Raw genomic sequence first — 13,957 nt, forward strand, 5'->3', positions numbered from 1 at the left:
ACAAAACTAACCTGATAAGGCGGAGTAAGGGATGGATAACCATGTTTTGCTTACAAATTATTTATCCAATTTAAAGGTTGATTTAATTATGGCTGATTACAATCTTTGTGGCCGTGACTGGAAAGATCTTGACTACACACCTGACTATAGTAAATTTTATTTTATTTGCGATGGGGAGGGTTGGTTAAAGATTGGAGATCGAGAATATTATCCGAAGCCTGGTCAGCTTTTTTTGATGCCTGAGGGAGTTAAGCAATCTTATTCTTGCATAAGTGATCAACCCTTTGAGAAGTATTGGTGCCATTTCAGCGCAAAAGTCGGAGACATTAATCTATTCAAAATGTTAGAGTTAAGTCATGTATGCAGAGAAGTAGATCCTCATGTAATCCAAAAGATTTTCAGCAGCCTAACGAGTCATATGAAATCTGATGCGGTGTATGCTCATTTATTAGCCAAAAGTAAGTTAATGGAGTTATTCTCTTATTTTATTATGAACATAGATGTAGATGATATCACCTTTAAGAATCTGAGCTCGATCGAAAAATTAACGAAAGTATTAACGTACATAGACGCTCATATCGAGCGAAATATCACCATACACGAGCTTGCCGAGATTGCGTACATGCATCCCAACTATTTTATCCGGCTATTTAAACAGCAAATCGGAGTTCCACCCATTCAGTATATCACCCGAAAAAAGATAACTAAGGCCAAGGAGCTATTGAGGGGGACGCAAAGTTCTGTCGGTGAGATTGCCCATGATCTTGGTTTTAGCGATCTCTATTATTTCTCCAAACAGTTCAAAAAAAATGTAGGTTTAAGCCCTTCGGAATTCAGACAAGGAACAGTAGCTGTGAAATAAATAGAAGAAGGCCGTCCTGTGTGGTAGAAACCAACCAGAGACGGCCTTTTTTATAAGTGGAAGAGATTAGAGCAGTGAGACAGTGAAACGGAAGATGTACGGGCGATTAGCCGGCAGAGTGAACTCTTCGTGAGTTGGTGCGCCCCAGCTGTCGTCCCCGCCAACACCCATTTGCTTGTAGTTAACTCTTAGTACGCTTTTGTTCGAAACTGGCAATTTATAGACGTGGTCATGGGCTTCCAGTTCTTCAGGCTTCCAAGGCAGGGCATTAACTTCGATAGGCGTTGCACTTTCAAAATAGAACCCTGATCCATCGTTGCCCTCTGTAATTGAAGCGAATCTGACATCAGTCTTGTTGCCGCACTCTTGAGGTTTGAGATAAGGTGTGAATTGATCACTGACCTTACCAGTGTAACGTCCAAGTGGGGCACCGCTTTGTCTATCCCAATAGTTCTCATGAGGTCCGCGGCCGTACCATGACAGGGTATCAAGACTTCCATCTAGAACGAACATCATTCCGAACTCAGGGATTTCTGGCAGAACGCTGCTGCCCGGACTCAATTCTTGCGTGATCTCTAAAGTCCCGTCAGCACGAATCACATACTGGACCCGAAGCGTGGAATCCGGACTTGTAGCCAGAAGGTAGCTGGCAGAGACGAAACAGAGAGAGCCTTCGGTTCTAAATGTAAAGCTGATTAAGTGTTGTTTATGCGATGCCTGCTTCCATACTGCACACCGCTGTGGCAATTTATTACCACAATCATTATCAGTGACTGCTCTCCAGAAGTTAGCTCTTACAGGTTCAAGCAGACGTTCTTTGCCTGAGGAACGATAAGAGTTCAGAGCACCCGTAGTGGTACTAAAGCTCAGTTCGAAATTATCACCTTGTACATTCAAAACATTCTCAAGCTCGCTGACACGCAGTGGTTCTGCGATTGTCTTTGAGGTATTGGTTACAAAACGGGGTGACAGAATGAACTGTTCCCAAGCGATTTCGTGATTGGCTTCTGCCCATATAGTTGCTGAAGGCTGAATAAAGGAAAGATTCAGAACTGCTTCATGATTGCCACGCAGTGAATCCAGCTCGTAAGGAACTTTGCATGAAATGTTCTCACCTGGTGCACATGAGATCTTCAGCAAGCCTTCTTGCGCAGTTACTCCGTCTAAACGAACCTCCCATTTGAGATCATATTCCTTTAAGTTGGTAAATAAGAAGGAATTGCGAATCTGGAAGAGTCCTTCTAGGATATTTTCAGCCGTTACTTTAATATTCTGATAACATTTTTTGACCTCAAAGAGCTTAGGAGTAACCGTACGATCAGCAAAAAGCAATCCGTTGCCACTAAAGTTGCCGTCATGAGGCGATTCACCAAAGTCCCCGCCATAAGCGAGATATTCAATTCCTTCGGAGGTGTGGGTCCGAATGGCTTGATCTACCCAATCCCAAATGAATGCACCTTGAACAATATCATATTTGTCGAACAAGTCACAGTATAAGTGCAGCCCACCGCATGAATTGCCCATGGCATGACTGTATTCGCAGAGGATATAAGGCTTCTTCGGATTATTAAGCGCATATTTTTCAACATCCTGCGGTTTAATGTACATAGTAGATTCTATGTCACTTGCTGCTTCCGATTCTCTACAGTGAAAGATTCCCTCATAATGAACCGGCCGCGAAGGATCGATTTCTCTCAGGTAGTCGTGCATAGCGATAAAATTGTCGCCTCCGAAAGATTCATTGCCGAGAGACCAAATGATGACTGAAGGGTGGTTTTTATCCCTTTGCATCATGGAGTTACAGCGGTCAATGACATTGGCCCGCCATTCCGGTTTGCTTCCAGGGACATTCCCGTCATTCAACCCTTCTTGGCTGTATGCCCAGGTGCCGTGAGTTTCCAGATTAGTTTCGTCAATCACATATAATCCGTATTCATCACATAACTCGTACCAGACAGACTGATTCGGGTAATGGGAGGTTCGAACAGCATTAATATTATGTGTTTTCATTAATTGGATGTCGCGCAGCATATCTTCTTTGGCTAAAGCACGACCTGTGTCGCAAGAGAATTCGTGGCGATTGACACCTTTGAGTACGATTCTTTTGCCATTGATCTTCATAAGTCCGTCATTAATCTCGAACTTGCGGAATCCAACCTTACAGCTGACCGTTTCTTGTGTATGCCCGTTGCCGTCATTTATAGACAGAACTAAGGTATAAAGATAAGGGGTTTCAGCACTCCATTTAAAAGGCTGCTCAACCGGGGCAGAAAGCTTGAGTTGTTGAACGCCTTCTTGCTCAAAGGAACCCGTAGCGGAGATAGGAGTCTCCCAAACAGGCTGGCCCTCTTTATTGTAAAGCTGCATTTGCAGTGTATATGGGCTTTGCTCGTTAAAGTAATTTTCCACCTTGATATCTACATTTAAATCCGCATGTACGAAGTTTTCATCCAGATCTGTGTGGACGAAATAATCAGCAATATGAACGGAAGGAGCCGAATAAAGATAGACTTCCCGAAAAATACCGCTCAGGCGCCAGAAATCCTGATCCTCTAGCCAGCTGGCATCACACCAACGATAAACCTCGACAGCTAGTTTGTTGTCCCCTGCCACTAAATATGGGGTGATATCGAATTCTGATGGAGTAAATGTATCTTCACAGTACCCGACAAGTTCACCGTTTACCCAGACGTAGAAAGCGGATTCAACACCCTGAAAGCTTAGGTACACCGGTTGACCGTTCCAAGACTCAGGTACAGTAAAGGTTCGTAGATAAGAGCCTACTGGATTATATTTTGTTGGGGCAAAGGGGGCTTTAAGCTCTGGCTCGGATTCCGCCCAAGGATACCGGAGATTTGTATATTGTGGGTAGTCGTAACCTTGGAACTGCCAGTGGGACGGTACAGGAATTGTATCCCAAGTACTGCAATCAAAATCGGTTTTATAGAAATCCACAATTCGTTGATCCGGTGTTTCGGAAAAAGCGAATTTCCAAAGCCCATTGAGGGTTTGGTAGAAAGGTGAGGTTTCTTTATCGTTAGTTAGCGCTTGGGATAAGCTACGGTAAGGGATCATGGAGGCATGTGCATCCAATCGATTCAATTCAAAAGTCTCTGGGTTGTTATTCCATTCCGGATAACCGTTAGCAGGTGGCTGGTAGACAAACTTTGCTCGCATGAGTTGATCTCCTTTATAATCATTGTAATGTTATTATATTCATATTATAAGTTGAAGTAATGTTAGGATAAATAAAAGAATTTTAGTCCCAGATAACAAAATATGAAACGAGGACTTTTTATGGAGAGCAAAATTATTTTTTGCCAAACAGAAGATGTAATCATGCTGCCGCTTTATGCTACAACCCTTGGATTTTGGGAGCATCAGCCAGAAACTATACGTCCTGCAGGTTTTCCAGACTATCAAATACATCAGATTCACGAAGGTAGGGGAGAGCTTATCATTCATGAGAACCGATATCTCGTGGGTCCAGGAGATGTGTTCTTTTTGTTCCCGGACATTCCTCATTCGTATGCCCCTATCAGTGGGAAGGAATGGAAGGTATCATGGGTCTCGTTCAATGGCAGAGAGGTTGGTCAAATGCTGCTCTATGCGGGCATCCGCGAGTCTGGTCCTGCTAGATTAAAAGAAGATCAATGGCTCAATCCTCTAAAGCAAATCCTTATGCTGCCAGATAGCAATGAGCTGGAGACTAATTTGGCACGATCTAAACATCTTTATGCATTGCTTCTGGATTTAAAAAGAAAGCTAGTATCGCCTCTGAATGAGGCACATGAATTGGAGCGAATTAAGCCGGTGCTGCGTTATATTGAGAGCAATCTGCATAGGACGCTTCCTTTAAAGGAGCTGGCGGAGATTATTTCTGTATCGCCACAGTATTTATGCAGACTTTTTCAAAAAACAATTCATGATCGACCTGTAACCTATATCAATAAGCAACGTATCAATTTGAGTAAACAGCTTATGTTTAATGGACGCGATAAAAAAATGTATGAAATTGCCCAGCTAGTGGGTTTTGATAATGCTAGTTACTTTTGTTTGGTGTTTAAAAGATTGACAGGGATGAGTCCTGAGCAATTTAAGCAGCTGCATGGTTTGGATTAGATAAACGCTTACTTGTTACCGTCTAGCACAACATGATATAGTTTACTTGAGTTCCTGCGATGTTTTTTTTGCGGCTTAGCCCATACTTTTACTGCCACAAGAATTCAATACATAGAACCAAATTAACGATCTGAAATGACGAAAAGCATCAGGAAGGAGACATCATTTTGAATGAGAAGCTAAAGCAAGCCTATGAGCGTTTGAACTTGCCTGAAGACGTTACCCGGGAGGAATTGAACAAAAGGTTAGATATGCATTTGAAACGCCGTCGATCGAATTCGACTGAAGATGAGGTTGCAGCTTATGAAGAGGAATTCCGCGCTTACAAAACCATCCTAGATGGCTTGGATCAGAAGGAGATTCAGGAAGCAGAGGACAAGCGGCTGGAGAAGTGGGGAGCCATGTCCGGCGTAGCACGTAAATCGGAGAATTTCTTTCGACTCTACAAAACGCACACTATTATTTCTATTATCGTGCTGCTGGTAGTTATCTTTGGGGGGAAAGCGCTCTATGATCAATGGCAGGAAAGAAAATATGAAGCTACGCTCCCACCGGTAGATGTTCGAATCATGTTCCTAGGCAACTATGAATCTCAGGACTCGTCAGGTAAGAATGAAGAGCTAAAACAAGAAATTATCAAACGTTACCCGGCTTGGAAGAGAGTGGAGGCAGAAATCGTTTATCTACCCTCAACAGGTGGGACGGACGGTGGAGCCTTGGATATGAGCTATATGCAGCGGGCTATGGCGATGCTGGCAGCCGATCATCCGGATATCCTGATTATGGATGATGCTACTTTTGAATGGATTGGCCAGCAGTCGGGACTGCAAAATCTGGAGTCGTTTATTAAATCCGCAGGACTTCCTCTTGATGATAACCGTCTGAAACGTATGACTAACCCGGAGAGTGGTCAAGAGCTGATTACTGGCATAGATATCACAGATACGGATTTTGCTACAGAACTCCCTATCCATTCAAACCAGATGATCGTCGGAACGTTAGGACAAGATGACAGTAAGACTAAATCAACTGATTTTGTTGAGTTTTTACTTAAACAGATCACTAATCAATAAATTAATAGGGCCGATGTTGTATGGATGTTCATACGACATCGGCTTTTTTATGATCTGTAGAGCTTACGGTACGCGATGGGTGTCTGGCCGACTATTTTTTTGAATATAGCGTTAAAGGAGTCGATGTCACGGTAACCAACTAGCTCGGCAATCATATTAATTTTATGTCCAGAAGTACGCAGCAATTCACAGCTTTTATGCATTCGCAGATTCTTCAAGTAGGTCCCAAAGGACTGGCCAGTATGCTTGTGGAACATGCGCTGAAGATGCCTGCTGCTCCACTGTGAAATACGGGCTAATTCGGCAAGTGTAATCTTTTCCGACAGATTATGCTCTAGGTATTGAATGACTTGCGTGAAGTCTGCCATATCCATCGTAGATTTGTCATCTTCTCCGTATTTTTGCCTGTACACTGCTATGATTAATTGACTTAAGAGGGTGTAAAGCATTGTTTTGGAGCCCATACCGGATACCGACATTTCATGATATAAATTCAGCATTAAGCGCTCAATAGAGCCATCTCGATCTGAGACGGAAAAGTAAGATGAGCTGCTACTCCCAAGAGTGGCTAGGTGCTCCCGGATAGATGGCTCTTGAAGGACGATATTTAATTGCTCCACCATTTGCATATCAAAAAGGCAGTTATAGACGATCAGGCGATTCCCTAAAGTATCAGAAGATGCTGGACGGAACACATGGGGGGCACCTACAGGAATCACGAACAGCATTCCTTTTCTAACGGGAAAGATCTCATTTTCAAGGTGATGAAAACCTCTTCCTTCAGCTACATAGCAATACTCAATAAATTCATGAGCATGAAAAGGGGCATGGAAGTTCTCTGAATAGCGGTTAACGAGCAGATGCAGATCGTTTTGAAAAAAGATTTCATTTTTGAACAACTCGGTGGTTCGTTGCATATTGAATTGCCCCTTCCAGATTCATGGCATGATTGCAGGGATATGATGTCCTTTTTACCGGGTGATGAAAGTGGTAACCCAGCTATAATTATAGGGCAAAGACTAATTTGTCGCTATAGAAGGAGGTTTTATCTATATGTTCGCAATCACTAAGCTTCGTTGTGAGTACAAAGAAAATCCGCTGGGAATTGATGTGATCAGACCCAGAATCAGTTGGCAGTTAGTTTCAGATGACAGGGACTGCATGCAGTCTGCTTATCAAATTCAAGTGGCGGAGAATATGCTTTTTCAAGGCAAGCTATGGGATACAGAGGCAGTAAAGTCTTCTCAATCGATCCATGTTGAGCTTGAAGGTCTGCTGCTGGAAGCTCGCACGCGTTATTATTATCGGGTTCGGGCATGGAATCAGAATGCAATAGACTCGGGTTGGTCTGAGGTTGCTTTTTTTGAAACCGGACTATTAGATGCAGGGAATTGGCAGGCGGAGTGGATCAGCGCTCCTACAGCCTCTTTTTCACAAGATTCTGAGATTTGCCCACAGCTTCGTACATTCGTGGATGTAAAAGGTCCAGTGGAAAGTGCAAGGATTTATGCTACTGCTTTGGGCTTGTATGAACTGCAGCTGAACGGAAGTCGGGTGGGAGATCATTATTTTACTCCAGGCTGGACCAGTTACAGTAAGCGGCTGCAATATCAAACTTATGATGTCACAAAGCTTCTGCATGAAGGTGCGAATGCGTTAGGCGCACTGTTGGGCAATGGCTGGTACAGAGGGTATTTGGGCTGGGATAATCGAAAGGAGATTTATGGATCAAAGACTTCACTTCTGCTGGAGCTTCATATCCGGTACGCAGACGGTTCAAATGAGCTTATTAGCTCAGATCAGAATTGGCAGGCTGCAAAAAGCGCAATTATGATGTCTGAAATTTATAAGGGTGAAACCTATGATGCTCGGCTGGAGTTGGATATCACTGATCCTTCATCAGAAGGTTGGCATCCAGTGGACATTATTAATTATTCCAAAGCGATCATCGTTGCCCAGGAAAATGTGCCAGTGACACAAGTTGAAACCTTGAAGCCGATTGCACTGCTGACTACCCCGCAGGGAGATAGAGTGCTGGACATGGGCCAGAACATGGTAGGGTGGTTAAAATTTAATGTAAAAGGTCAATCTGGTCAGATGGTAGAACTTCAGCATGCTGAAATATTAGACCGGGACGGAAATTTCTACACGGAGAATATGCGTAAAGCGAAACAGTGCATCCGCTATACTCTGAAAGGCGGGGAGCAAGAGACGTATGAACCACACTTCACTTTCCAAGGTTTTCGGTATGTGAAGCTTAGTGGGTTCTCAGCAGATCTTCAACTAGAGGATTTCACAGGAATTGTGGTGCACTCCAATATGGAACGTACGGGTGATTTTCAGTGCTCAGATCCACTTGTGAATCAACTGCATCACAATATCCTGTGGGGGCAAAAAGGGAATTTCCTCGATGTGCCCACTGATTGTCCACAGCGTGATGAGCGGCTCGGCTGGACGGGGGATGCTCAGATGTTTGTCCGAACAGCCTCCTATTTGATGAATACGGCACCTTTCTTTACGAAATGGTTACGGGATTTGAAGGCAGACCAAACCCCTGAGGGCGGCATTCCGTTTTTTATTCCAGAGCTGAGAGCAGCGCCTCCTGGCGACGGAGATACTAACCATTCTTCTGCAGCCTGGGGGGATGCAGCTACGATCTGTCCATGGACAATCTATGAAATGTACGGCGACAAAAGGCTGCTTGCAGAGCAATACGAGAGCATGAAGCAATGGATTTCATATATCTATGCACAGGGAAGTAACCCTTATCTGTGGAATACTGGCTTTCATTTCGGCGATTGGCTAGCGCTTGATTCCAAGCCAGACAGCTATGTGGGAGCTACAGATCGGGATTATGTCGCCACCGCTTTTTATGCCTATTCCGTTTCTCTTACTTTAAAAGCGGCAATAGCCTTAGAAAAATCGGAGGACGTGGACTATTATAGTGAGTTGCACGCCAATATTATAAAAGCATTCAGTGATGAGTTCATAACACCTGCGGGAAGGTTGTCCGTCTCTACCCAGACTGCACAGATATTAGCCCTACGTTTCGATCTTATAGAAGGGGGCGCCAAAGAACGTGCAATTCAGAAGCTCACTGAGCTGATTGCTGAAGCTAAGGATCATCTGACTACTGGATTCGTGGGCACACCATATCTGAATCCTGTGCTCAGCGAGATTGGAAATAATGAACTCGCGTATAAGCTTCTTTTTCAAAAGGATTATCCATCCTGGCTGTATCAGGTGACGAAAGGTGCGACTACGATTTGGGAACATTGGGATGGGATTAAGGATGACGGCAGCTTCTGGAGTGCAGATATGAATTCCTTCAATCATTATGCCTATGGCGCAATAGGTGAATGGTTGTATCGTTACGTTGCAGGAATCGGAACAGATGAGTTGGAGCCTGGTTTCAAAATCGTTCATATCAAGCCACAGCCAGGCCCCGGTCTGGATTACGCAGAAGCTAGTCTTGAAACCATGTACGGAAAAGTGGAGTCAGCGTGGCGGCGATCAGAGGATAATGGAATGATGATTCACGTTACGATTCCTGCCAATACCAACGGTATTGTCGTTCTGCCTGGAGCCAATCAACTAGGGTTATTAGAAAATGAAGTTCCTGTGGAGCAGTCCAGAGGCGTGCACAGCATCAGCTTGGTCGATAACGGAGTGAGACTTCAATTAGGTTCGGGCAGCTATCAATTTACGTATTCTTTATAACCTTTACTAGGGCTTCCTAGTGTGAACTGACATCGAGGGATATTCGGTGTCAGTTTTTCGTTTTTGAATTGACGAATATAGAGAGGAGTTATTATAATGATTTATATTGATATGAACTAAGTAACATAAATATAAATCAAATTGGAATTCACAAGGAGGAAGACAAAAGAATGAAGACAGAAGGAAAATTGAAGATACATACGCAGAAGCGGGGGGCGGAGTTAGGCGATCTATTCGGTATTTTCTTCGAGGATTTGAATCATGCGGCCGATGGTGGGCTTTACGCTGAGCTAGTTCAGAACCGATCTTTTGAATTCGACCCGATTGACCGGGCAGATTATCATGCGCTGATGGCTTGGGAGCCTGTAGAACGTGGAGATGGAAAGGTAAATATCTCTGTAGAAGACAGCAAGCCCTTAAATGATCGTAACCAACATTATGTTGCCATCGATATTGTGGCTGAAGGTGACGGCGTTGGCCTGATGAATCTAGGCTTTAACAGTGGTATTCCGGTAAAAGAAGGCGAGAATTATAACTTCTCGGTGTATGCCCGCCGGGAGACAAGCTTTGATGTGCCGCTTACCGTAAACATCGAAAGCACAGATGGCATCATTCTTGGTGAAGTGGAAATACCCGTAAGCAGCTCCGAATGGACCCGATATGAAGCCGTTATTACAGCTAATAGCACGGACACAAGCAGTCGTCTTGTAATCGTTACCAAAGGTAACGGGAAGGTATATCTGGATATGGTTTCCCTGTTTCCTGAGAAGACCTTTAAGAATAGACCCGGAGGCATGCGTGAAGATATTTCGCTGCTGCTCGCTGATTTAAAACCTAAATTTATGCGGTTCCCAGGAGGATGTCTGGTGCATGACGGTTCCTTGGATCCAGATGACAGAGACTCCATGTACAGATGGAAGAATACGATTGGAAATGTTGCACAAAGACCGGCAAGACGCAATAACTGGTCATATAATCAGACGCTTGGGTTAGGTTATTATGAATATTTTCAGTTCTGTGAGGATATTGGAGCTAAGCCGATCCCCGTTCTTCCGGGCGGCTACGACCCGCATCATAAACGGATGGTACCGCTGGATGAATTAACGCCTTGGATTGAGGATGCTTTGGATTTAATTGAATTCGCCAAGGGGGATTCTTCCACGAAGTGGGGAGGCATTCGTGCAGAACTGGGTCACCCTGAGCCTTTTGGGCTGGAGTATGTCGGCATTGGGAATGAAGAGGTAGGTGCACCCTTTTTCGAGAGATATCCTTACTTTCATCAAGCCATCAAAGCAAAATATCCGGAAATCAAGGTCATTAATTCTAGCGGTCCGTTCTCTGCCGGCCAGGAATATGAACGGGGCTGGACGTCGGCAAAAGAGAATAAGTCTGACCTCGTAGACGAGCATTATTACTGTACACCTGAATGGTTCCTGGCTAATCATCATCGTTATGATGACTTCAAAGCCGATGAGCCAAAGGTATTCCTCGGTGAATATGCTTCATGGGGCAATACCTATTACAATGCATTGGTGGAAGCAGCATTTATGACAGGTCTGCAAAATAATGCGCATGCCGTTGGCTTAGCTTGTTATGCTCCAATGCTCTGCAATGTGGATTATATTAACTGGAAGCCGGATATGATCTGGTTCAATAATCATGAAGTGTACGGAACGGCAAACTATTATGTGCAAAAGCTATTTATGAACCATCAGGGAGATCATTTGCTGAAGATGGAAGCAGATGGCTTCACGGCACCGAAGGAAAGCAGAAAGGAAGCGATCACTGGAGCCGTCAGTTTCGGTGTGGATGCCTCTGCTGCTCGTTTCTCCGAGATCACCTTAGTCAACAATCTTACGGGAGAAGTGAAGACGTATTCTGACTTATCAGAGGAAGTTTCAAATCTGCCTGACCCTGCTCAGAACAAAACGGCTAATCGGACACTAGAGCTTGGTGAGACAGAGTGGGAAAACTATACTTTGCATTTTAAGGCTACACGAACTGCAGGAAATAAAGGGTTTATCTTTTATTTTGGTAAAGCGGATGATCAGAATCATTTGTACTGGGAGCTAGGTGGCTGGCAGAATCAGGATTCGATTGTGGCCTCAATTATCAACGGAAGAAATTCTGTTCTGACGCATGCTATGTTTACGGTTGAAACAGATGTAGAATACGATCTTAAGCTAGAAGTAGTGGGCAGACAGATCCGTACCTTTATTAACGGAGAACTGGTGAATGAGACAGAAGATAAACTTCCGGTCATCGAACCGCTGTATTACACGGCAAGTGTGGAAGATTTAACGGGGGATATTATCCTCAAGACAGTAAACGTACAAGAGAACAGTGTTTCTGCTGAGGTTCTACTGGAATCTTTGGCAAAAGAAGCACTGACCATCGAAGTCTATGAAATGTCGGGACACCCGCTTGAGGACGAAAATAACTTCGAGAATAAGCAGCAGGTCTCTCCGAAACAAACCAGCTTTAAGACAGAAGGAAGCAGCTTTAGTTATGAGTTTCCGAAGCAATCCGTGACAATTTTCAGAATAAAATAACGAAGAAGCCCCCATGAATCTATGGCTTATTAAAGATTCATGGGGGCATTTCTATGACTATTACAAGTTAACTTAGCCGTTCACCCGCAGACGAATCACATTCCAGGAAGCTTTTGCGAGAAGGGCCTTTACATGTCCACTCTCAACAACGGCTTTGCCTTGGCTAGGCATCACGTTATGTGGATTGGATTTGGTGTTTACAGCTTTAATATCTTCATGTTCCAGTACAATATGCTCAATGATGTTTACGGAACTGAAGCTACGCAGATCCACGTCGAGCTCTAGTCCTTCGGATAAATGGCGGTTTACAGCGAAGACGGTTACTTCATTCAGCTCCTCGTTGTATACACTAATGGCTTCCAAGTAAGGCACATCAGTGAAATCTTTGGAATCGTATTTAGGGCTGGAAATCAGCGGGTGAAGTACGGTTCCACGACCATAAAGGGAAGCATGCAGGTACGGATAATAAGTAGTCTGCAGCCAAAGCGGTCCGCCATTTTCAGTCATAATTGGGGCGATTACATTGATCAGCTGCGCTAAGCAGGCCATTTTCACACGATCAGCATGCTTCAATAATGAAATAAGACAGCAGCCCACAACAAGTGCATCTTCAAGTGTGTACACATCTTCGAATTCTGGCGGTGCGATCTGCCAATGTTGTTCGGCACGGCTGCTGCCTTGTGATTTCCATACATTCCATTCATCGAGCGACAGATTAATTTTCTTTTTGCTCTTTTTCTTCGCTTGAACATAATCACAGGTGGCAGCCACACTGCTGATGAAATGATCCAAATCCATGGAGCGGGCTAGGAAATTTGGCGTATCGTCATTGTTGTTATTGTAGTACGTATGCAGTGATAAATAATCTACATTATCATAAGAAAGATCAAGCACGGTAGCTTCCCACTCGGCAAAAGTGTCCATGCCGCTGCCGGAGCTGCCACAAGCCACAAGCTCAAGCGTTGGATCGACCCAGCGCATAGCTTTTGCAGTTTCGTTCGCTAACCGGCCATATTCGACCGCGGTTTTAGCTCCAATCTGCCACGGACCATCCATTTCATTTCCGAGGCACCAGGTCTTAAAAGCGTGAGGCTCTTTATACCCATGAGAGATCCGCAGGTCACTGTAGTAGGAGCCGGAAGGATGATTGCAGTACTCTACTAGATTTCTAGCTGCATCGATACCGCGTGTTCCAAGGTTAACTGCCATCATAACTTCGCTGCCTACGAGCTTAGCCCAATCTGCAAATTCGTTGGTACCCACTTGATTGGTTTCTGTGGTCCACCAAGCTAGTTCAAGAGATTGCTTGCGTTCATGCTTGGGTCCAACCCCATCTTCCCAATTGTAACCGGATACAAAGTTTCCTCCAGGATAACGGATGATAGGAACGTTTAGGGCACGAATAGCTTCGATGGCATCGTTCCGAAAACCATTCTGATCCGCAGTAGGGTGACCCGGGTCATAAATGCCACCGTAAACTGCTCTTCCTAAATGTTCGATAAATGAGCCGTAGATCCGCGGGTCTACTTCAGCTAGTCTGAAATCTTTGTCAATAATCATTGTCGATTTAATCGGCATGAGTGTACAGCTCCCTCTAGTTGAATTAATGTTTTCACTAATTAAGTAAT

Annotated in this window: 8 protein-coding genes; 5 read left to right on the forward strand and 3 right to left on the reverse strand. The window is 44.2% G+C overall.

Annotated elements, in window-relative coordinates:
- Positions 1 to 31: 31 nt before the first annotated feature.
- Positions 32 to 862, forward strand: coding sequence for an AraC family transcriptional regulator (locus tag NST40_RS11115; RefSeq protein ID WP_341144144.1), 831 nt, complete (start codon positions 32 to 34; stop codon positions 860 to 862).
- Between the two features lie 66 nt (positions 863 to 928).
- Here the strand turns inward: NST40_RS11115 and NST40_RS11120 are convergent, their stop codons facing one another.
- On the reverse strand, positions 929 to 4,039 hold the full coding sequence (locus tag NST40_RS11120; RefSeq protein WP_076277438.1) for a glycoside hydrolase family 2 TIM barrel-domain containing protein: 3,111 nt from the start codon (positions 4,037 to 4,039) through the stop codon (positions 929 to 931).
- A 120-nt stretch (positions 4,040 to 4,159) separates the two neighbouring features.
- On the opposite strand from NST40_RS11120, the gene NST40_RS11125 reads away from it, so the two are divergent.
- Together NST40_RS11125 and NST40_RS11130 are read left to right on the forward strand one after the other, a co-directional pair.
- Entirely contained in the window at positions 4,160 to 4,984 is an 825-nt protein-coding gene (locus tag NST40_RS11125) for an AraC family transcriptional regulator (RefSeq protein WP_076277437.1), read from the forward strand.
- 167 nt (positions 4,985 to 5,151) lie between these two features.
- Positions 5,152 to 6,057 carry a hypothetical protein gene (locus NST40_RS11130; protein WP_076130585.1) on the forward strand — a complete coding sequence of 302 codons (906 nt, stop codon included), beginning with the start codon at positions 5,152 to 5,154 and terminating at the stop codon, positions 6,055 to 6,057.
- A 47-nt stretch (positions 6,058 to 6,104) separates the two neighbouring features.
- Here NST40_RS11130 and NST40_RS11135 read toward each other — a convergent pair whose 3' ends face one another.
- Complete coding sequence (locus NST40_RS11135) at positions 6,105 to 6,974, reverse strand: AraC family transcriptional regulator (protein ID WP_076220183.1); 870 nt, start codon at positions 6,972 to 6,974, stop codon at positions 6,105 to 6,107.
- Between the two features lie 136 nt (positions 6,975 to 7,110).
- On the opposite strand from NST40_RS11135, the gene NST40_RS11140 reads away from it, so the two are divergent.
- Both NST40_RS11140 and NST40_RS11145 read left to right on the forward strand, forming a co-directional pair.
- Positions 7,111 to 9,777 carry a family 78 glycoside hydrolase catalytic domain gene (locus tag NST40_RS11140; RefSeq protein WP_076277436.1) on the forward strand — a complete coding sequence of 889 codons (2,667 nt, stop codon included), beginning with the start codon at positions 7,111 to 7,113 and terminating at the stop codon, positions 9,775 to 9,777.
- A gap of 170 nt (positions 9,778 to 9,947) precedes the next feature.
- A complete protein-coding gene (locus tag NST40_RS11145) occupies positions 9,948 to 12,329 on the forward strand; it encodes an alpha-L-arabinofuranosidase C-terminal domain-containing protein (RefSeq protein ID WP_076277435.1) in 2,382 nt (793 codons plus the stop codon).
- Between the two features lie 72 nt (positions 12,330 to 12,401).
- Here the strand turns inward: NST40_RS11145 and NST40_RS11150 are convergent, their stop codons facing one another.
- Positions 12,402 to 13,907 carry an alpha-N-arabinofuranosidase gene (locus tag NST40_RS11150; RefSeq protein WP_076187265.1) on the reverse strand — a complete coding sequence of 502 codons (1,506 nt, stop codon included), beginning with the start codon at positions 13,905 to 13,907 and terminating at the stop codon, positions 12,402 to 12,404.
- Positions 13,908 to 13,957 lie beyond the last annotated feature (50 nt).

It is taken from the genome of Paenibacillus sp. FSL R10-2778 (assembly GCF_038593035.1).
GTDB lineage: Bacteria > Bacillota > Bacilli > Paenibacillales > Paenibacillaceae > Paenibacillus_AQ > Paenibacillus_AQ odorifer.